This is a genomic window from Tardiphaga sp. 215_C5_N2_1 (assembly GCF_052076055.1).
Lineage (GTDB): Bacteria > Pseudomonadota > Alphaproteobacteria > Rhizobiales > Xanthobacteraceae > Tardiphaga > Tardiphaga robiniae.
This window is the reverse complement of sequence record NZ_CP197240.1, coordinates 1,318,163-1,335,061: the sequence shown is the minus strand read 5'-3', so window position 1 is coordinate 1,335,061 and position 16,899 is coordinate 1,318,163. Positions and strand designations below refer to the sequence as shown.

Below are 16,899 nucleotides of genomic sequence, written 5' to 3'. Positions count from 1 at the left end.
GCGATCGGCCCGAGCCCGGATCACGGACTGGGGGCAGTTTATGAAGGGGCGCTGCATTTATCTGTCTCGAGCAGCCGCCAGCGCAAATCGGCTGGCGGCATCGCCAAGGTGACCGTCCTGCGGGAGGTCACGGGGAGGCTCGGCCAGAGTTATACGTGGAAACACACGTGTGAATGCGTGCACGCGTGTACCGCTTGCGAGGTGATCTACTGACAAAATGCTAGGGGCTGCGACCCCGTGTAACACGAAAAACCGGGCATACGGTCCCTACACCGGGGGGGCGTCTGCGCAACATGCTGGCAGGCTCTGTCCAGTCGCGCGATGCGGGAGCGGTGGAAGCCCACGTTCGACATCAGAAGGGGTGTGGAACCGACCAGTTCGCTGATGCGCTAGCGCTCATGTTCCGCCCAATCGCCTACTTCGTCAGCGCCCGTCGGTCGCTACGGATCGGGTCGGGCAGGACGAACCACCACCCGCATGACGGTTGACTTTTCCGCTTGCCACGCATCGAGCAGCGTCAGACCGAACTGAGCATTGACGTGGTCAGCGATGAAGCTGGTCGGTGCAGTCAGCGTGACAACATCCGCCCTCTCGCCTTGGAAATTCAGCTTCGCGATCCACGCGCGGCACACCTCATCGCCAAGCCTCTTCCGTAGACGCGCCACCACTGCGGCCAGCAGTGGATGCATGTCCGGCCGATGGAAAGGATTGGGTTGAGCGGCGGGCGCCGCGTCTGACTGGGCCGGGTTGGATGAGCGCACGGCATCGTCGATGACGTGCACGAAACCCTTGATCAACCTCGCCAAGAACTTCGCATCGGCATCATCGACCTTGTGAAGCGTGTCTGCCAGGCGCGATAGTCGATCCATTGAAATGCTACCCTTCATGCCGGTGTCCGACTCATCAGTTCGAGACGCACCCTTGCGAGGCTTTCTTCGGAAAGGCTGCCAGATCGCTGTTGTGCGGTCAGTTGGTCCAACCGGCTTGGAGCGAGTTCGCCGAGCAATTCCCAGCCAAGGGCAACGTCACCGCGACCCAGACGGCCAGCAATTTGAGACTGCAGCGCCTCAGATCGGACAGGAGGCGGTGTTGAAGGAGGTCGCGCGCGCGCAGCAGTAGAGCTCTCGGTATGAGAAGAAGGTTTAGTATAATCAGTATTTAGTATCTTCATTCCTTTATATGCAGCCGCCCTAGCCGGCGCCGGGTCGGCCGGAGCCGGGTATTCAGGCTGCGGTAGAAATGCCACAGCGTGTCTTGCAATATCGCCTGCGTCATCATCGGCGTCCGTCACGGGTGCGGGCTCGTCACGGATCACATACTCGAGGGCGACGAACGAACCATTTTCATTGCGGATCGTTTCGCGCGTGACGTAACCGGCAGCAATCAGGGTGCGAAAGATTCGCTGCATGCGATCCTTGCCAACACCCATGACCCGTCCGACCTGCGACAGATGCACACTCCAATTCGGAGGTCGTGACAGCAGATATCCCAGGACGCCTTTTTCATCGACGCCGATCCTGCCGTCTTCCCAGATCGAATTTGGAAACGACGCGTAGCGGGAACTGTGCTTTCTTCTGATTATAGTCATCGACGCTCGTTCCGATTGAGCAGTTTTTTGGGATTTCCGGCCGTTGCGTGACGCATTCAGAGGCGGCGCTCGTAATAGGGGCCGCGACGTCCACGCAGGAATGACCGAGAAGCGTGGAACAGAGCCCACACACCATGCTCTAGAAACGCGAAAGCCCGGCGATGAGCCGGGCTTGAGCGAAATGCATTTTGTTTCGCCAAGCTCATGGAGCCTTGGCGTTGCGCCTGGATCTTTATCTGATCCACGTTGACCTGTCCTTCGTACCGGTCGGCACGTCTTCCAGCTCAACCTGACTCTCTTCCAGTTGGAAAAGGCGTCTCGCGCGAGAATGCGTGGATGAAAATACTGAGTCCGTCCTTCGTGTCAACGCTGTTGATGCTGCCATTGAACGGGGCGAATTTGCCGCCTGTTGATAGCAGCAGCTGAACGACATGCGTGACCAGCACGCTTCACAATGAAGTTGCATTCTGCAGGAGAATTCACGGCGCGCTTCGCGCGTCTCATTGCCTCCGCGAGGCCGATGAGTGCGCCGAAGCCGTATGGCTCCTCACGATCCGTTCCGACATCCGTGGGATGTAAGACCGGATAGATCTGCTCCTCGGTGACGATGACCGGTTGCAGGCGTCCGAAGTCGGATGAAAACACTGATTCGGCGCTTTTTGTCGAGCGCCGTAATACCTAAAGGTTCATTGGCAGATTGCCGTCATGCGCATCGAAAGGGCCGCCCGAGATGCTCGCTAATGAATTTTGGCAGCTAGTCCTGGCCGGAGAAAAGAATTGTTCAATTGAGGAACATTTCTTCGAGCGATAGCGAGCGACATCGGCAGAAACTGTTCCGGGAGGAGTTTTATTGCGTGAATCCGGGCAGGGCGGCGGTTCAGTAGTGTGCTCTATTCTAAGCTGCAAAACCAATGCGGCCTGTCACCTCTGCGGGAAAGCAAAAGGCCCGGCACGAAGAGGCGCACGGATCATCCCGGTCGGCCGTTCACTCGGACCTAGAGAAGGGCAATTATGACAGGCCGTTGTCGTGCTTCGAATAACGCGAAGAACTGATCGGGGGTGCAGGAACTGCGCGGCCATCGCCACCCTGCATTACGACAAGATCGGCTTTTACCCGTTCCGCAACGGAACAGGTAACTTAGGAAATCGAGAGGGCGGCGAGCTGCGACCTGGCCGTCACTCGACCATAATAGACCGTGAACGGATCAAGAACAAAGTTCGCTGAAAACGTCCAACAAAACGTCCAACATGGCAAACGGGTGTCAGCTGCGTGCTTGATTTTGTTGGGGAATTTCTTAGGAACAAGAGCTTTGGCGCTCCCTAGCGGAATCGAACCGCTCTCTCCACCGTGAAAGGGTGGCGTCCTAACCGATAGACGAAGGGAGCAAAAAACCCCGGCCGATCCAGCGGCCCGAAATCAGGCCAAGGATACCGCGGTTCTGCACGGCTATTTCTAAAATCGCCGCAACATCAAAGCTTTAGGGCTGATCTATCGCGGGCGGCACCGACCGAAAGCAAATCAGTTTGGTGCCAGCGGCCGAACGTATAGTGACGTTTGTTCGGGTCGGCAAGTGGGCGGTGAGGGATCAGGTGGATGATCCCCATGCGCGGCGCACGGACCTTGTGCACAGGACATTTCGAACTCTTCTGCACCTCTCAACGGTTCTTAAAGCATGCGGGCTTAAGGCTCTCTCCCGGGGGCGTGGAGTGATGCGATGGCAGTGACGAAAAAACGCGACACACGCCGGTCCGTACACCAGGCCGCATGGATCACGCTGGACGGTGGATTCGCGGCCCGGCAATGCAATGTACTGGATCTCTCGGCCTCCGGCGCGAAAGTCGTCGTCGACGATCCCACGTCGGTCCCCAACAAGATGAAGCTGGCCTTCTCGCGCGACGCACGCACCGGGCGTACGTGTGAAGTGGTCTGGCGCCGCGGCAAGACGCTGGGCGTTCGCTTCATCGCGTAGGGCCCCACGATCGTGCGCCCCGATATCGTCATTCCCGTATTGATGGGCTGCGCGCTGCTGTGGTGGATCGGCCGCGGCATGAACTGGACCATGCGCCTGGTCGTGGCCGCGATCACGCTGGTGGTGATCATGGGCATCCTGCTGCTCGAACGTTCGTTGAACTAACGTTCAAGCGAACGCCTGCGTTCAGGAGAGCGGTGGCGCGACATAGGTCTGGAAGCCCGGCCGCGCGGAAATCGCCTGATACCAGCGTTGCAGATGCGGAAGTGCAGGGCGGATGACGCCCTCGACGCCGAACCATCGCCGCGCATAGCAACCGATGGCGATATCGGCGAGGCTGAAATCGTCGCCTTCCATCCAGGTCTGACGGGAAAGTTGCCGGTCGACCATCTCCCACAGCGCCGCATTGGCATCCGCGGCCTTCTGCAGCGCGGCCATGTCGCGGTCGGCAACGGGCGTCCGCACCAGTCCCCAGAACAACGGGCGTTCGGCCGGCTGCAATGTCGTCAGTGTCCAGTCGAGCCAGCGCTCTATCCCGGCGCGCACCTTTGGCGTGGATGGGTAGAGGCGCGATGTAGCGCCATAGGCCAGGGCGACATAGCGCATGATGGAATTGGATTCCCACAGCACGAAATCGCCTTGCACCAAGGTGGGCACGCGGCCGTTGGGATTCATCGCCAGATAGTCGGCCTCGCTGTTGCGGCCAAATTGCATGCCGGCATCGATGCGCTCATAGGCGACGTCGAGTTCATGGCAGCACCACAGAACCTTTTGCACATTGACCGAATTGGCGCGGCCCCAGATCTGCAGGGATGGAGTGGGAGTCTGCGGCACGATGAACCTCGCTGGTGGATAAGCGCCGCAGGTTTAGCCAGCAACGCGCCGCCATCGCAAGGCCGGTCTCGCGCCGACCTCTCACAAAGAAGCGAGCCCGCAAACGAAACAGGCCCCGCGTGAGCGAGGCCTGTTCATGGGTTCAGCTTGGGAGGCGTCAGCGACCGAAGAAGAGCCACAGCAGAATGATCACCGGAATCGGTACACCCAGCAGCCAGAGCAGAATTCCACGTCCCATTGTCTCAGCCTCCATGAAATCAGTATCGCATCAACAACGCGGCACTGCTCATGGCGTTCCACCGCTGCACCTGCAGCGATGCGTTTTCTGAGTTACCAATGTCCGGTGTTGGGCATTGACGACCATGGCTCCTGCGGCGGCAGTGCGTCGCCTTTCTGCAGAAGCTCGATGGAATGCAGATCGGGCGATCGCACGAAGGCCATCTGGCCATCGCGCGGCGGACGATTGATGGTGATACCGAGCTTCATCAACCGGTCGCAGGTCGCATAGATGTCGTCGACCTCATAAGCGAGATGACCGAAATAGCGATCCTCGCCATATTTCTCTTCGTCCCAGTTGTAAGTGAGTTCGACCAGCGGCGCGCCTCGTCCCTTGGTCTTGGCAAGTAACGCCTCGTCTTCGGCGGCGCACAAGAACACCAGAGTGAATTTCGCCTTGTCGTTGTCGACCCGGCGGACTTCCTTGAGCCCGAGCGCATCGGCATAGAATTTCAGGGCCGCATCCAGATTGCGGACGCGCAGCATGGTGTGAAGGTAGCGCATTGGGATTGTCTCCATGGGATCGACACAAGCGTGCAACCACTAGGGCAGCGGCGCTTGCCATAGCAGCTAAACAAGACAAATGGCAGATGTCGTCTTGAGAAAGAGGGCGCACCATCTGAATTGTGAAGAGCGTTGCCCTCAGGCGCTGACATCCACGATGGCGGGCGTATCGATTTCCCGCTTGTGCCAGACGGTCAAATCCTTGCGCGGCTTCTCCCACGCATATTCGTCACCGCTTTTTTGCAAATGCTGAATGGCCGCCACATGGGCGTCATCGGCGCTCTTGGCCTCCACGACGATCTCCACGGATTCCTCGACGGAGCGAACGACGACGACGCTAAAAAATTTCCTTGCCATGCGGGCATAACCGGCAGCACAAGGCTACGTTCCCGGCGACGATGTATTAAGCCGTGACCGCAGCATTTTATCGGCAACGCTGTCGTAAAGGGCAATCTCGAACCGTACGGGACTAGGTCGGGACGATGCTGAAATGATGGTCATCGATCTTCTCCCGCGTGATGTCGACGATGGCGCCGGGAAACCGAACCGCCTTGCCCGACGAATCGAGCGTGCACTTGCCGCGCGCATAGACCCAATGCGTGTCGCCGTGAGAGACGACGCGATATTCACGGGAGAACACCTGACCGGTCGTCAGTGAGCGATTGATAGCGGCGGCGACATCATCGATGTCGTCCGGATGAATGGCATCCAGCCAGTCTTGTAATGGCGTGCCCCGCGAGGCCAAATCCGCATTGACGCCGAACAGACGGGCGAATTTGCTGTCTGCATAGACGCGGTCATTGGCGATGTCCCAGTCCCAGGTGCCGACCAATCGATCCTGGATACTGGAATCGCCTTCATGATGACGCACGCCGCTCTGGGCGGCTTCGAGCGAAGCCATCCGCAGGATCTGCGCGAGAACTGTGTGATGGCCCGCCTGCGCCGAGACGGCGAGCTCCCTGCAGATCTCCGAGATGGGCCGACCGACAATCATCACCGCTCCCGGAACTTATTGGCCAACTGACCGTAATATTGCGTATATTGATGGGCATTCAATTCAACGTACAGGGAAAAGGTTCCGAAACCTTTCTGTACAACTTGGGAGTGTTACTCGTGTGGCGGTTTGGAAGGGCTTCGGACGAGGAGGCCTTAAAAATGGTTGTGACTTACCTCACCATTAACGAGCCGGAGCGCCGTCGCGAAATATTCGAACTCGCTGAGAAGTATGCGAAGGAGACTTGCACTCCGCCGATTTCGCAGGACAACGTCGATAAGAAGTAACAGGCCGAGGAAGTAACGAACCAGGTAGGATGCGGTTCTGTAGTTTAGTTTGATCGCGGGAGCGCCGGAAATTAACAGTCCACAACGGCTTCGTTAAAATCCGATCGGCCAAGTAACCTTCATCGGTTAGGTTAAAACCAGAGTATGATTGCGCGGAAATAAGAGTGAGCTATTCATTTCCCATCGAGGGAGTGACCATGTCCGCTTCGTTTCACAATGCCGACAAGCCGACGCATCGACGGGTGATGCTGGTAGGATTTTTGTTCTGCGCAGCCTTTATCGCCGTGAGCTTCTTTGCACGGCCGCAGCCGGCAACGGACCATGTCCTGCTGAAAGCTGACAAGCTCACTCGCACCGCCGGCCAGCCCGTGACTGCCAACTAGCCAAGCAAACCGTCAACGCTGGCTTGGCGTGGTGTTTGGGGTGAAGGGTACGATCACGCGTACAGGCTCTGGCAATGCGGGTCGCTCATAGGCGACATGCTGGGCGCCTTTATCGGCAACAGCGGGTGTCGGCTTGAGGAGCCACGGTACGAAGGCGATCATTCCGCAGACAAGCGCGACCGCGCTGAGCAGGAATACACTATTATCTTCTTCTCTCGGTCCCATGCCATGGAAACACCGCGCTGCGGCGTTCGTTCCAATGAGCTATGCGACCGCATGCAAGCGGCGAGGGAAGACCATGAGAATTGTCGCTGTTGGACTGCTGATCGCTGTCATACCGCTGCAGGCCTTCGCTGCGGCGTCGAAGAAGCCAGTGGCAACGAAGCAGAGCATGACGCCGGCACCACGAAAACCAGATCCGTGTAAGCAATACGGCGCGGGCTTCGTCCAGGTTGAGGGGACGTCGACCTGCATCAGGGTCGGCGGGAGCGTCGGCATTGGTGGGGGCGTTTCGCAATAGCGTGGATCGCCGCGGACTGGTGGCTACCTCAGACCTTCTTGTCGAGCTCGACCGGCGCCTCGGGCAGCTCGTGATGGTCGTCATAGGCCCGTTTCGCCTGCAACTGGTCCCATGCCCCCTTGCGCAATGACAGCCGACCGTAAGGCGGCGGGTTCGGCCTCAGTTCGACGGTTTGAACGACAAGGGCTGTGGACATCATCTCCCATAATGCCGCGGGTGCGATTGGGTTCTCCGAGCTCTGGAAGTGCAGTTAAAGCCGGGTTGGCGGAATCTCCGGCATTTGAACGATTGCTTGTGTGGCAGGTGAGCGGCGCCCGGAACAAGTCACAGTCGTGCATGTTTTGCACTCACCAAACGGCATATGGGACACCTTGCGTGGACGAAGATTTCAATGACGCCGGCGAGCAGCTCGCCATTTATATCAACCAGTTAATTGAAGAGGCCGACGACGATGGACGACCGGAAGAACAAGGGTCAGCCGGATCGCAGCAAGATCAACATGCACGAGGCGCATGAGGTGAAATACTGGACCCATCAGCTCGGTGTGTCCCGCGAGAAGCTGCAGGCAACAGTAGAGAAAGTCGGCAATGCGGCTGCGGCAGTGCGCAAGGAACTGGCGCACTAGAGCCGATGCATCGGACTGGGTGAACAAACAAGAACGGCACCCGATCGGGTGCCGTTCTGCTGTGTGGTATATCCCGGGCGTCAGATGCCCATGGGAACGCCGTAGTAATCGTTCACCGCGCGGGCCCGCGATGTGTCTGCCCAATTCCAACTATTGTCGTTGCCGTATTTGGGAGCGTTCTCCAGCTGCTGCTGCGTTACGCCAGTGCGATAACCGCCCAGTGCGGTATCATATTTCAGTGACTGCCAGGGCAGGGGATAGTGATCGTCGCCGATGCCGAGAAAGCCGCCAAAGCTGAGCACAGCGTAGGACACTCGGCCACTCTTCTTGTCGATCATCACGCGTTCGATTGAACCGATCTTCTGGTCGTCAGCGCCGAACACTGCGGTGCCTTCGACCTTGTCGCTGCCAATCAGGTTACCTTGTTCACTTGCTTCGATGGGCATGTAGAGCCTCCCTTTTGGTTGTGTCTGGCCAACAGGTAAAAGGGAGAAACGTTCCTACGTCGTTGCCCCGCAAATGTTTTGGGACGCCCAGCGTCGTCAGCGACTGGCCACGAGACGCAGGCGCGGCTTCAGCGTATTTTGCAAGTCGTCAGCAAGCTTGAGGACCCGCGGATCGCTGGAGCGGGCTGCGCAGGTTGAGAACTGATTGACTGAGCGGACAAGAGCCTCGCGTTCCTCGCGCGTACGCGTGACATGCGGACTCGATAGGCGCAGCACCATCTGGCCAAGGCCGACGAGCAATTCATCGAGCGCCTTGTCGATCTTTGCGATCTGTTCAATCATCGCCATTACTCCACTGCTCGCACGTGTGTCCGTGCGACACCGCGTACATTCATGGAGAGGAAAGCGTCGGCTTTGCGAGCCGTTCCGATAACCGGCCCCTCATGGTGAATGAAACGTGAAGGCGATATGGGGCGCGTTAAGGCTTCACCCCGAGCTAATCGGCGCCTTGTCGCGGGGGAGCGCAGCCAAGCGACGCGTATAGGGTGACGGTTTCATTTTGCGATGCGTCACGGGAATCATCTTGTCGCGTCCGTTGTGTTCGTCGAAAGCGCGAAGCCGCTCTCGGATGAATTCGGGGTGCGCCGCGTGAAAGGCCTGAAGCTGGCGTGCGAGCTGCGCACGGCGATAGCGAATGGGCATCATGACGCACCTCCGGTCTGGAACCCGAGCGGTGAAATCTTACAGGCCCTGAAACCAACAAAAAAGCTTGGCGTTATTTGGCCGGTGGTGAACAGAAAGGGTATCACATGAAAAAAGCAGCATTGATCCTGGCCACTGTCGCAGCCATCGGCACGACCGCCATGACGGCGCCGGCTGAAGCGCGCGGATGGGGTAGAGGTTGGGGACCGGGTCCCGCAATCGGCTTTGGTATTGCCGCAGGTGCGCTGGCCGCGGGGGCCTATGGTGCGTACGGACCGTACGGATACGGATATGGCCCACGCTATTATGGCTACGGTCCCGGCTACGGCTATTACCGACCGCGCTATTACCGTCCGGCCTATTATGGCGGTTACTATGGTCCCGGCCCCTATGCCTATGGTGGGCCGCGCTACTATCGTAGCTACGGCTATTGGTAGAGGCTGAACAATATCAGGGCCCGGAGCATTGCTTCGGGCCTTGTGCGTTGCACTCGCTGTGACTCCCGACCAATAAAAAGCCCGCCAGATAATGGCGGGCTTTTTATTGGTCGCTGCTGCGAGCAGATCGTAGCTAGTGCCGCACGCGGCGGTCCTGACGGGGCGTCACGAACTCGTTCCAGTCGGTGGCCCGTACCTTTTCGATCGTGGTCTCGTAATAGTCTTCACGTTCGCGCTGAAACTTCGCCTGTTTCTCGCGAAATTCTGCCACCCGGCGTTCCATGTCGGCGCGTGCCGCTGAAATTCTTTCTTCGTTCATTCTCTTCTCTTCGTTTCGCTCCCCAAGGAGAGCATCGATGCCGAATGCGGCATCAATCCGATCTTTGCAAGGCGACCGGTGGATAAGTCGCAGCGCGCGACACTCACGCAAGCTTAGATCTCCTGCACCGAATCGCCGGCAAAACAAAACCTCGCATCACCGCTGTGAAGCGAGGTTGGGTATTCCAGCGCAGACGTAACGCCGTCGACGCCAAAGGGTTCCGTTATTCAGCACTCTCCAACGCAAGCGCCTGTTCGAAATCCCGCATCCGGGCGTTGACCCAGTCTTCGTCCTGACAACTCAACAGCAACATTTCTCGTTCTGCCTTGCGGCAGAATTCCGGATCCGGATCGATGCTTTTCCAAAGGTCGATACGTGCCTGCAAATCCATGTCAGTCTCCCTGTTTTCCAGCCGCGTATGCCCCGCCAACCCGGCGATTCCTGTGACATCCCGATAAAACATTGGCGAATGATGTTCTCTATTTGTTCTAGTTCAGGTCAGCCATTCTGTCCATCGGGATCTCGCTGCGGCAGATTGGAATGCACGGAAATTCTGCAGGGGAATGGTGCGATCCGGGGTCCCGATTTTGATCGCGATGGAGAGTGTCATCGTCATCGGCTATAAGGCCGCTCGCTCGGGGCCTTTTGCTTCGGCGTCTGTCAGGAGAGCTGCATGAGCAAGCAGGCAATGCGCGAAGAGGCCGAGCGTCTGATCCGCGAGACCATGGAGCGCAAGGCGTTGGTAGTGAAGCAGGGCGACACACGGATTATGACGACCTGCGGCAAGTGCGGCGCGGCGAACAAGGTCTCGGCGCCAAAGGGTGTCGCGCGGGTGTCTTTCACCTGCAAGGAGTGCGGTCACGAGCAGGTCACGCTCTGACCCTATGCTGAAACCGGAAATCGGCGCGAAAATTGCTTTGTGTTTCGCGGTGGTCCGGGGCAATAATTGCGGTAACGGCTCGGGGAGAGCCGGCTGCAAAAATTGAAGGGCGTGAACGATTACCCTTGGACCGGTGCGTATTTGCTGTGTTGGGGACGACCATGCGTTTTTGGGTTTTGGGGACTTTCGGAATTTCTCTGGTGGCGTTGGCCACACCTTCCGCAGCTCAGTCCATTCGGACAGCTGAACCGCTCATCCTGGCGCCTTACGAGAGCGCGCTGGTCCAGGACGGGTCATGTGCCGCTGGCAAGATCTTGAAGGTCACCGGCGCCATTCGTGGCCTGCGCCGCAAGAAGCTGTGCATCCCGCTCAATGAGATCCAGGCCTCGCTGGGCTCGGTGGTTCAGTAACCGCTCGCGGCAAGGCTTGCTTGGGCTGGACGACTTTCCGAGATCGCATCAATCGCCTGTTAACGTTGGAGCGAGCGCTCGCTTGGGCTGTACGGGCGACGTGTTACCCTGCCGGCATGATCAGTCTCGTCCCAGTCGCCGTCGTCCTGGCGTCCGAACGCGGCGTCCGGCCGGCGCCGGTGATCGATTCCAGTGACGCTACCCAGCGCGACTATTGGGCCTATCGGCTAAGCGTCTCGCCGACCGAATTGAACGCCGCGATCGAAAAGGTCGGCTCTTCGGTTGCCGCCGTGCGGCGACACCTCGGCAAATAACCCGAACCGACAGGTCGTCCCCTCGCGTTGAAGCTCCAGCAAGTTGAAGCCCGCAAGGTGAAAGCCCCGCCGGGGGAGGACGGGGCTTTCTGAAAACAGAGCATCGGGGAAACTGCTCCGGCTTTACAACCGGTCGCGCCCGGAATCGTTCCGCAGCGTTGTTCGGATACGCGTCTGCATGGCTTCGTAGTAGACGTCGCGCTCATGGATCATCTGGGCCTGGCGAGCCTTGAACGACGCAACGCGCTTGAGGATCTCGGCCCGTTCAGATGGGCCCGAATAGAGCGGATCTTTCCGGACAGGAGATGGCACGTTGGTTGGACCTGCAACAGGAAGGTCCTGCGAACTACGCTCCGAGGTTTCAATTGCTGCGTTCGCCGCATGTACAATCAGAGCAGGAGCCATCAAACGATCTGCGTCCACGGTGGCAGGCGAGGTGACGGTTTGCGTTGAAACGGACGCTTGCGATGGCGCGTGGCTCGGCGGTTGCCAGATGTTCAGTCGCTGGGCCGCGACCGGATGCGCGGCGGCGACCTCCTGTACGAATGCGAGCGTCTGCGCGACCAGTCGGTCACGCTCTTCTTTCCAAGATGCCATGACGCGTTTCCCCAATCCCGCATCCATTCTCTGCGAAGCGTGAGCTCGACGTCAATTGAATTGCATCCATCATGATGTCTTCGGTGGATGATCGCTCTGCCGCGCTTGCGGCGCATGGATGTTACCGCTAGTTCGGAACAAACGGAGATTTCCATGGCCAAGATCGATCTGGACTCACTGAGCATCGAGGAACTTGCGGCACTGCGCGATCATGCATCCGACAAGCTGGCGGAAAAAGTTGCTGCGCGTCAGGCTGAGCTCGAAGCCGAGCTGGATAAGCTCGCGCAGTACGGCAAGTCCGTGAAAAAGTCTCAGGCGACACCAGTGGCAAAGCCGAAGAAGGACGATCTGCCGAAGAGCGAGCTCTCCGCCGATGTCTCGCGGGCTGCATAAAGATTTCGCAAATCGGTATTTGATTACTTAAGGGCGGAGCTCATTTCAGCTTCGCCCCGATATTTGATTTTGATGTGGTGTTTTGACACCGCCCGCATTTCATTTAATTGACGCACGCTGGCGCGTATTTTGCGCGCCTTGGGAAGGAGTGCGGACGTATTTGATCGGAGCTTGTTTATGCCGGCCCTTGATATCAAATCTCTTTCGGTTCCCGAACTCCTCGCATTGCGGGAGGATATCGACAAGCAGCTGCAAGCGCACCGCGCCGAATTGCAGGCGCAACTCGCACAGATCAGAAATGTCGACGGCAGAACCAGCCACGTCAAAGGCATCAAGGTTCCGGCGAAGTATCGCCATCCCAAAACGGGAGAGACCTGGACCGGGCGCGGCGGTGTTGCGGGCTGGCTCGCGAAGGAGATCGCCGCCGGTCGCAAGCGGGAAGACTTTTTGATCGACAAGCCCGCCAGGAACGGACGCGCCAAAGCGAAATAGATCCAGGAAACGTGGCGACGAAGCAAAACATGCGTTGATCCCGGCATGGCACCGGATCCCGGTCTGCGGCATTGTCGTCGGATCACTTCCTCTCGGACCTTCCAATGATTGCAACTGACCTTCGCACTGGCGTGGATCGTCTTGGCGAGATGATCGCCGAAGCCAGAACCATCGTGCCGTTCACCGGCGCGGGGATCTCGACCGAAACGGGCATTCCCGATTTCCGTTCGCCTGCTGGTTTGTGGACCCGCAATCAACCAATCCCGTTCGACGAATTCGTCGCCAGCCAGGACGCGCGCGATGAAGCCTGGCGCCGGCGCTTTGCGATGGAAGAGACATTCGCTGCGGCCAAGCCTGGTCGCGGGCATCGCGCACTCGCCTCGCTCTACAAGGCCGGCAAGATTCCCGCTGTGATCACCCAGAACATCGACAACCTGCATCAGGCGTCCGGCTTCAAGGCTGACGCTGTGATCGAGCTGCACGGCAATACGACCTATGCGCGCTGCATCGGTTGCGCGAGGCGCTATGAGCTCGATTGGGTGAAGAGCAGATTCGATTCCGAAAGACAGGCGCCAGACTGCACGGTATGCGGCGCGCCCGTGAAGGCTGCGACGATCTCATTCGGCCAAGCGATGCCTGAAGACGAGATGCGTCGCGCAGCCGAGCTATCGCAGCACTGCGATCTGTTCATTGCGATTGGATCGTCGCTCGTCGTGTGGCCCGCAGCGGGATTCCCGATGATGGCGAAACATGCCGGTGCACGTCTTGTCATCATCAACAATGAGGCGACCGAGCAGGACGATCACGCTGACCTTGTCATTCGCCATGATATCGGCGAAACGCTCGGACCATTCGTCGGAAATTGATGCGCATCTGATTCGTTTGAGCGCAAGCTGTTCATAGCTGTCACTGTGTTCGTTTTTTGTCTTTGCTGATCAGGCGACAGTGTTATCTTCGAATCGAAAGATTCGCACCGCGCCATCGTGAATTAGCTTCGATGGGGCATGTGAGATGGCGCTGACAGGGCTGACAGCGCAAATGATAGTGGGATCCGGGGCCATGGGGTCGGACGCATTTGAGTCCAAGCGGTTGGGGGGACTGATTCCCGGAGCGGGTGGTCCGCGACCAGGGAATGAGCTTTCAGGCAACGCAAGCCGCGACGCACTCGACCCCTTTGCGGGTGTCGGCGAAGGCAACGCCGTCGATCTCGTCGAGATCAGCGGTGTTATCAAGTGGTTCGATGCTTCCAAGGGTTATGGCTTCATCATTCCTGACAATGGCGCAGCCGACGTGCTCCTGCATGTGACCGTGCTTCGCCGCGACGGCTACCAGACGGCCTATGAAGGTGCCCGTGTGGTCGTTGAATGCACCCAGCGGTCCAAGGGCTATCAGGCTTTCCGCGTTGTCTCGATGGACGAGTCGACTGCCATCCATCCGGCGCAGATGTTGCCGCCGCGCACCCATGTCAGCGTGACGCCCACCAGTGGCCTCGAGCGGGCGCAGGTGAAGTGGTTCAACCGGCTGCGTGGCTTCGGCTTCCTCAGCTGCGGCGAAGGCACGCCGGATATCTTCGTCCACATGGAAACCCTGCGCCGCTTCGGCATGACCGAGCTGCGTCCCGGCCAGTATGTGCTGGTGCGCTTCGGGCCCGGCTCCAAGGGCATGATGGCTGCCGAGATCCAGCCCGAAGGCGGTACGCCGGGTCTTTCGTCGCACTAAGCCGTCTACGGTTTTCCAAGTTTCTTGCGGGTTTCCTGCCAGCCTTACGGTCTGAGGGCTATCACGCGGCTGTGCATCACGACCGTCTGGCGCTGGCACGCGTCGTCAGGCTAGGGTCGCGCCGCCCGGCGTCCTGACCGGGCTCTTTGCGTGGATTGCCCTTCATGAGTCTGTTTCGCTTCGCCGCCCGCTGCCGCCTCTCGATGCTGGCGGTGATCGCCGCTCTGGCCCTTGTCGGCCCTTACAAGCCAGCCGCAGCCGCCGAATTCCAGCCGCTCGAAATCGTCACCAAGTCAGGTGTGCGGATGTTCTCCGTCGAAATCGCCAAGACCGACGAGGAGCGGGCGACCGGTCTGATGTACCGCAAGGAGCTCGCGGACGGCCGCGGCATGCTGTTCGACTTCACGCCGGAGCAGCAGGTCTCCATGTGGATGAAGAACACCTTCGTTTCGCTCGACATGGTCTTCATTACCGGCGACGGCCGGGTGCTCCGGATCGCGGAGAATACCGAGCCACAATCCCTCAAGATCATTTCATCGGGAGGCCCCGCACGGGCTGTTCTCGAAGTGGTTGCAGGCACCGCCAAAAAATACGGAATCGCGCCGGGAGACCAAGTGGTCCATCCGCTGTTCAAGAAGCGCTAAGTCATTGAATATTATGGGGGATGGTCGGGGCACTAGGATTCGAACCTAGGACCTGCGGTACCCAAAACCGCCGCGCTACCAGGCTGCGCTATACCCCGACGATGCGGTGTCGATACACGCTTAGGCCGGGGGCAGCAAGGCATCTGCCGGCGATTTCTCGCCTGTCCCGCACCATGTTCGACAACGGGTCTATTCTGCGGCTTTCGACGGCGATGCCTGCTGTTCTGACGTTGCGGGAGCTGCCGGCTTCGGCAACGGCTTGTCCTGCTTCTTCGACCACGAGATGTAATAGGCCACGCCGGTCATGATGCCGATGCCGGCGGCGCTGACGAATATTTGCGCCAGCAGCGAGCCCGACGACATCATCAGCTGGAAGTGGCCGACGAAGGACAGGAACACGCCGACGCAGAATACGGCGAGCGACTGCTGGCCGCATTTGATGAGCGGCTGAAACACCGGCCACTCCAGGCCTTTCCATTCCTTCGGCACGAAGCGGGTGACGAAGAAGGCGATGATCACGAAATGCAGCACGCGATAGGGCGCAAGGTTGGTCTTGTCGTTCGGATTGAACGCGTCGAACAACCAGTCCGGCATGATCATGTGGCCGGTGTCCGGGAAGCGACCGGCCATGGTCATGACAAGCGAGAACAAGAGATAGGCGATACCGAAATACAGCAGCACCTTGGAGCGGATCACCGAGCGTGACTCGAGGGCGCCGCCGAGCGCGAACCAGGCGCCGAACACAAACAGTAATTGCCAGGTGAACGGGTTAAAGTACCAGACGCCGTAGGGATAGGCGGGCAGATTCCAGCCGAACTGGCGTGCCGCGAAATACAGCGCCAGCGACGCCAGCATCGTCAGATCCGGCTTGCGCAGCATCATCCACAGCACCGGCGGGAACAGGCCCATCAGCACAATATAGAGTGGCAGCACGTCGAGATTGAGCGGCTTGAACTTGAGCAGCAGACCTTGCGTCAGTGTCTGGATCGGATTGTCGACCAGACCGGCAACGTTGAACTCGTTGATGATGTCGGGGTCGTTATAGCGCTGCGCCACATAGCCGATGGCGGCGATGTAGATCACGAACAGGATAACGTGGGCGACATAGAGCTGCCAGACCCGCTTGGTGAGGCGCGTAGCGCCGACGATAAAGCCGCGCTCCAGCATCATCTTGGCGTAGACGAAGGACGCCGTGTAGCCGGAGATGAAGACGAACAGGTCGGCGGCGTCGGAGAAGCCATAGTTCCGGGTGGTGACCCAGTTCACCACATTGTCGGGGATGTGATCGAGGTAGATCGCCCAGTTGGCGATGCCGCGGAACAGGTCCAGCCGAAGGTCTCGGCCTTTGGGGGGAAGGATGGCGTGAATATCCATGGGTGCCGCTTCAGGAGCCCTTCATGATGCCGAATTGCGAGATCAGATAGACCGCTTCGTGCCCCGATTGTCACGACGCCGTGGAACGAATATACACAATAACGAAGCCGCCAAACGACGGAATCACGGATCAAATTCGTGACAAATGGATATACCAGCCCCGCCGTTTTCACCAATTTGTCGCAGTGTCG

Annotated in this window: 26 protein-coding genes and 2 tRNA genes; 13 read left to right on the top strand and 15 right to left on the bottom strand. The window is 58.9% G+C overall.

The window, feature by feature from the left end; all coding sequences use genetic code 11:
* Positions 1 to 440 precede the first annotated feature (440 nt).
* From AB7828_RS06270 to AB7828_RS06260, 3 genes are all read right to left on the bottom strand, one after another.
* Positions 441 to 887, bottom strand: a complete 447-nt coding sequence (locus AB7828_RS06270; RefSeq protein ID WP_441229692.1) for a DnaA N-terminal domain-containing protein — start codon at positions 885 to 887, stop codon at positions 441 to 443.
* A complete protein-coding gene (locus AB7828_RS06265) occupies positions 884 to 1,588 on the bottom strand; it encodes a hypothetical protein (protein ID WP_441229691.1) in 705 nt (234 codons plus the stop codon). Before AB7828_RS06265 ends, AB7828_RS06270 begins: the two co-directional genes overlap by 4 nt.
* Before the next feature lie 1,311 nt (positions 1,589 to 2,899).
* A tRNA-Glu gene (locus AB7828_RS06260) sits at positions 2,900 to 2,974 on the bottom strand.
* Positions 2,975 to 3,303: 329 nt separating this feature from the next.
* Between AB7828_RS06260 and AB7828_RS06255 the strand changes: the two genes are divergently transcribed.
* Together AB7828_RS06255 and AB7828_RS06250 are read left to right on the top strand one after the other, a co-directional pair.
* Positions 3,304 to 3,558 carry a PilZ domain-containing protein gene (locus tag AB7828_RS06255; RefSeq protein ID WP_175368958.1) on the top strand — a complete coding sequence of 85 codons (255 nt, stop codon included), beginning with the start codon at positions 3,304 to 3,306 and terminating at the stop codon, positions 3,556 to 3,558.
* Between the two features lie 12 nt (positions 3,559 to 3,570).
* Complete coding sequence (locus AB7828_RS06250) at positions 3,571 to 3,723, top strand: hypothetical protein (RefSeq protein ID WP_158005731.1); 153 nt, start codon at positions 3,571 to 3,573, stop codon at positions 3,721 to 3,723.
* Between the two features lie 21 nt (positions 3,724 to 3,744).
* On the opposite strand, the gene AB7828_RS06245 is transcribed toward AB7828_RS06250, so the two are convergent.
* From AB7828_RS06245 to AB7828_RS06230, 4 genes are all read right to left on the bottom strand, one after another.
* Complete coding sequence (locus AB7828_RS06245) at positions 3,745 to 4,392, bottom strand: glutathione S-transferase family protein (protein WP_441229690.1); 648 nt, start codon at positions 4,390 to 4,392, stop codon at positions 3,745 to 3,747.
* 330 nt (positions 4,393 to 4,722) lie between these two features.
* Positions 4,723 to 5,172 carry a VOC family protein gene (locus AB7828_RS06240; RefSeq protein WP_089264233.1) on the bottom strand — a complete coding sequence of 150 codons (450 nt, stop codon included), beginning with the start codon at positions 5,170 to 5,172 and terminating at the stop codon, positions 4,723 to 4,725.
* A gap of 138 nt (positions 5,173 to 5,310) precedes the next feature.
* Positions 5,311 to 5,478 carry a hypothetical protein gene (locus tag AB7828_RS06235; RefSeq protein ID WP_244628521.1) on the bottom strand — a complete coding sequence of 56 codons (168 nt, stop codon included), beginning with the start codon at positions 5,476 to 5,478 and terminating at the stop codon, positions 5,311 to 5,313.
* A 163-nt stretch (positions 5,479 to 5,641) separates the two neighbouring features.
* The gene (locus AB7828_RS06230) at positions 5,642 to 6,166 is read right to left on the bottom strand and encodes a PAS domain-containing protein (protein WP_441229689.1); all 525 of its coding nucleotides are present in this window, start codon (positions 6,164 to 6,166) and stop codon (positions 5,642 to 5,644) included.
* A 484-nt stretch (positions 6,167 to 6,650) separates the two neighbouring features.
* On the opposite strand from AB7828_RS06230, the gene AB7828_RS06225 reads away from it, so the two are divergent.
* Positions 6,651 to 6,836: a hypothetical protein gene (locus tag AB7828_RS06225; protein ID WP_441229688.1), complete on the top strand. Its 186-nt coding sequence runs from the start codon at positions 6,651 to 6,653 to the stop codon at positions 6,834 to 6,836.
* A gap of 548 nt (positions 6,837 to 7,384) precedes the next feature.
* Here AB7828_RS06225 and AB7828_RS06220 read toward each other — a convergent pair.
* A complete protein-coding gene (locus tag AB7828_RS06220) occupies positions 7,385 to 7,552 on the bottom strand; it encodes a hypothetical protein (protein ID WP_441229687.1) in 168 nt (55 codons plus the stop codon).
* Between the two features lie 255 nt (positions 7,553 to 7,807).
* Between AB7828_RS06220 and AB7828_RS06215 the strand changes: the two genes are divergently transcribed.
* Positions 7,808 to 7,981, top strand: a complete 174-nt coding sequence (locus tag AB7828_RS06215; protein WP_089264239.1) for a DUF3606 domain-containing protein — start codon at positions 7,808 to 7,810, stop codon at positions 7,979 to 7,981.
* A gap of 80 nt (positions 7,982 to 8,061) precedes the next feature.
* Here AB7828_RS06215 and AB7828_RS06210 read toward each other — a convergent pair whose 3' ends face one another.
* Both AB7828_RS06210 and AB7828_RS06205 read right to left on the bottom strand, forming a co-directional pair.
* Positions 8,062 to 8,427, bottom strand: a complete 366-nt coding sequence (locus AB7828_RS06210; RefSeq protein WP_089264240.1) for a PRC-barrel domain-containing protein — start codon at positions 8,425 to 8,427, stop codon at positions 8,062 to 8,064.
* A 96-nt stretch (positions 8,428 to 8,523) separates the two neighbouring features.
* A complete protein-coding gene (locus tag AB7828_RS06205) occupies positions 8,524 to 8,769 on the bottom strand; it encodes a hypothetical protein (protein WP_081422011.1) in 246 nt (81 codons plus the stop codon).
* Between the two features lie 467 nt (positions 8,770 to 9,236).
* Between AB7828_RS06205 and AB7828_RS06200 the strand changes: the two genes are divergently transcribed.
* Positions 9,237 to 9,566, top strand: coding sequence for a hypothetical protein (locus AB7828_RS06200; protein WP_184516805.1), 330 nt, complete (start codon positions 9,237 to 9,239; stop codon positions 9,564 to 9,566).
* A gap of 133 nt (positions 9,567 to 9,699) precedes the next feature.
* Here the strand turns inward: AB7828_RS06200 and AB7828_RS06195 are convergent, their stop codons facing one another.
* Both AB7828_RS06195 and AB7828_RS06190 read right to left on the bottom strand, forming a co-directional pair.
* Positions 9,700 to 9,885, bottom strand: a complete 186-nt coding sequence (locus AB7828_RS06195) for a hypothetical protein (RefSeq protein ID WP_184516802.1) — start codon at positions 9,883 to 9,885, stop codon at positions 9,700 to 9,702.
* 223 nt (positions 9,886 to 10,108) lie between these two features.
* Positions 10,109 to 10,276: a hypothetical protein gene (locus AB7828_RS06190; protein ID WP_158550333.1), complete on the bottom strand. Its 168-nt coding sequence runs from the start codon at positions 10,274 to 10,276 to the stop codon at positions 10,109 to 10,111.
* Between the two features lie 282 nt (positions 10,277 to 10,558).
* Here AB7828_RS06190 and AB7828_RS06185 point away from each other — a divergent pair, with 282 nt between their 5' ends.
* The 3 genes from AB7828_RS06185 to AB7828_RS06175 all read left to right on the top strand — a co-directional run bounded on the left by AB7828_RS06185 (position 10,559) and on the right by AB7828_RS06175 (position 11,489).
* The gene (locus AB7828_RS06185; protein ID WP_089264246.1) at positions 10,559 to 10,765 is read left to right on the top strand and encodes a hypothetical protein; all 207 of its coding nucleotides are present in this window, start codon (positions 10,559 to 10,561) and stop codon (positions 10,763 to 10,765) included.
* 161 nt (positions 10,766 to 10,926) lie between these two features.
* Positions 10,927 to 11,175 (top strand): DUF6719 family protein, encoded by a 249-nt coding sequence (locus AB7828_RS06180; RefSeq protein WP_139212548.1) that lies wholly within the window; start codon positions 10,927 to 10,929, stop codon positions 11,173 to 11,175.
* Between the two features lie 116 nt (positions 11,176 to 11,291).
* Entirely contained in the window at positions 11,292 to 11,489 is a 198-nt protein-coding gene (locus AB7828_RS06175) for a DUF3606 domain-containing protein (RefSeq protein ID WP_089264248.1), read from the top strand.
* A 123-nt stretch (positions 11,490 to 11,612) separates the two neighbouring features.
* On the opposite strand, the gene AB7828_RS06170 is transcribed toward AB7828_RS06175, so the two are convergent.
* Positions 11,613 to 12,101 carry a hypothetical protein gene (locus tag AB7828_RS06170; RefSeq protein WP_441229686.1) on the bottom strand — a complete coding sequence of 163 codons (489 nt, stop codon included), beginning with the start codon at positions 12,099 to 12,101 and terminating at the stop codon, positions 11,613 to 11,615.
* A 138-nt stretch (positions 12,102 to 12,239) separates the two neighbouring features.
* Between AB7828_RS06170 and AB7828_RS06165 the strand changes: the two genes are divergently transcribed.
* From AB7828_RS06165 to AB7828_RS06145, 5 genes are all read left to right on the top strand, one after another.
* Entirely contained in the window at positions 12,240 to 12,479 is a 240-nt protein-coding gene (locus tag AB7828_RS06165; protein ID WP_093758515.1) for a hypothetical protein, read from the top strand.
* Positions 12,480 to 12,608: 129 nt separating this feature from the next.
* Positions 12,609 to 12,971, top strand: coding sequence for an H-NS histone family protein (locus AB7828_RS06160; RefSeq protein ID WP_441229685.1), 363 nt, complete (start codon positions 12,609 to 12,611; stop codon positions 12,969 to 12,971).
* 104 nt (positions 12,972 to 13,075) lie between these two features.
* Positions 13,076 to 13,837 carry an SIR2 family NAD-dependent protein deacylase gene (locus tag AB7828_RS06155; protein WP_441229684.1) on the top strand — a complete coding sequence of 254 codons (762 nt, stop codon included), beginning with the start codon at positions 13,076 to 13,078 and terminating at the stop codon, positions 13,835 to 13,837.
* Between the two features lie 193 nt (positions 13,838 to 14,030).
* Positions 14,031 to 14,690, top strand: a complete 660-nt coding sequence (locus AB7828_RS06150) for a cold-shock protein (protein ID WP_170849667.1) — start codon at positions 14,031 to 14,033, stop codon at positions 14,688 to 14,690.
* A 164-nt stretch (positions 14,691 to 14,854) separates the two neighbouring features.
* Positions 14,855 to 15,334, top strand: a complete 480-nt coding sequence (locus AB7828_RS06145; protein WP_093758517.1) for a DUF192 domain-containing protein — start codon at positions 14,855 to 14,857, stop codon at positions 15,332 to 15,334.
* Between the two features lie 21 nt (positions 15,335 to 15,355).
* On the opposite strand, the gene AB7828_RS06140 is transcribed toward AB7828_RS06145, so the two are convergent.
* Together AB7828_RS06140 and AB7828_RS06135 are read right to left on the bottom strand one after the other, a co-directional pair.
* A tRNA-Pro gene (locus AB7828_RS06140) sits at positions 15,356 to 15,432 on the bottom strand.
* 91 nt (positions 15,433 to 15,523) lie between these two features.
* Complete coding sequence (locus AB7828_RS06135) at positions 15,524 to 16,708, bottom strand: OpgC domain-containing protein (RefSeq protein WP_093758518.1); 1,185 nt, start codon at positions 16,706 to 16,708, stop codon at positions 15,524 to 15,526.
* Positions 16,709 to 16,899: the final 191 nt, after the last annotated feature.

Excerpts from the sequence above, each read along its gene's own strand:
- AB7828_RS06270 (WP_441229692.1), bottom strand. The coding sequence starts at position 887 with ATGAAGGGTAGCATTTCAATGGATCGACTATCGCGCCTGGCAGACACG.
- AB7828_RS06265 (WP_441229691.1), bottom strand. The coding sequence starts at position 1,588 with ATGACTATAATCAGAAGAAAGCACAGTTCCCGCTACGCGTCGTTTCCA.
- AB7828_RS06255 (WP_175368958.1), top strand. The coding sequence starts at position 3,304 with ATGGCAGTGACGAAAAAACGCGACACACGCCGGTCCGTACACCAGGCC.
- AB7828_RS06240 (WP_089264233.1), bottom strand. The coding sequence starts at position 5,172 with ATGCGCTACCTTCACACCATGCTGCGCGTCCGCAATCTGGATGCGGCC.
- AB7828_RS06230 (WP_441229689.1), bottom strand. The coding sequence starts at position 6,166 with ATGATTGTCGGTCGGCCCATCTCGGAGATCTGCAGGGAGCTCGCCGTC.
- AB7828_RS06225 (WP_441229688.1), top strand. The coding sequence starts at position 6,651 with ATGTCCGCTTCGTTTCACAATGCCGACAAGCCGACGCATCGACGGGTG.
- AB7828_RS06220 (WP_441229687.1), bottom strand. The coding sequence starts at position 7,552 with ATGTCCACAGCCCTTGTCGTTCAAACCGTCGAACTGAGGCCGAACCCG.
- AB7828_RS06215 (WP_089264239.1), top strand. The coding sequence starts at position 7,808 with ATGGACGACCGGAAGAACAAGGGTCAGCCGGATCGCAGCAAGATCAAC.
- AB7828_RS06210 (WP_089264240.1), bottom strand. The coding sequence starts at position 8,427 with ATGCCCATCGAAGCAAGTGAACAAGGTAACCTGATTGGCAGCGACAAG.
- AB7828_RS06205 (WP_081422011.1), bottom strand. The coding sequence starts at position 8,769 with ATGATTGAACAGATCGCAAAGATCGACAAGGCGCTCGATGAATTGCTC.
- AB7828_RS06200 (WP_184516805.1), top strand. The coding sequence starts at position 9,237 with ATGAAAAAAGCAGCATTGATCCTGGCCACTGTCGCAGCCATCGGCACG.
- AB7828_RS06195 (WP_184516802.1), bottom strand. The coding sequence starts at position 9,885 with ATGAACGAAGAAAGAATTTCAGCGGCACGCGCCGACATGGAACGCCGG.
- AB7828_RS06190 (WP_158550333.1), bottom strand. The coding sequence starts at position 10,276 with ATGGATTTGCAGGCACGTATCGACCTTTGGAAAAGCATCGATCCGGAT.
- AB7828_RS06185 (WP_089264246.1), top strand. The coding sequence starts at position 10,559 with ATGAGCAAGCAGGCAATGCGCGAAGAGGCCGAGCGTCTGATCCGCGAG.
- AB7828_RS06180 (WP_139212548.1), top strand. The coding sequence starts at position 10,927 with ATGCGTTTTTGGGTTTTGGGGACTTTCGGAATTTCTCTGGTGGCGTTG.
- AB7828_RS06175 (WP_089264248.1), top strand. The coding sequence starts at position 11,292 with ATGATCAGTCTCGTCCCAGTCGCCGTCGTCCTGGCGTCCGAACGCGGC.
- AB7828_RS06165 (WP_093758515.1), top strand. The coding sequence starts at position 12,240 with ATGGCCAAGATCGATCTGGACTCACTGAGCATCGAGGAACTTGCGGCA.
- AB7828_RS06155 (WP_441229684.1), top strand. The coding sequence starts at position 13,076 with ATGATTGCAACTGACCTTCGCACTGGCGTGGATCGTCTTGGCGAGATG.
- AB7828_RS06150 (WP_170849667.1), top strand. The coding sequence starts at position 14,031 with ATGGGGTCGGACGCATTTGAGTCCAAGCGGTTGGGGGGACTGATTCCC.
- AB7828_RS06145 (WP_093758517.1), top strand. The coding sequence starts at position 14,855 with ATGAGTCTGTTTCGCTTCGCCGCCCGCTGCCGCCTCTCGATGCTGGCG.
- AB7828_RS06135 (WP_093758518.1), bottom strand. The coding sequence starts at position 16,708 with ATGGATATTCACGCCATCCTTCCCCCCAAAGGCCGAGACCTTCGGCTG.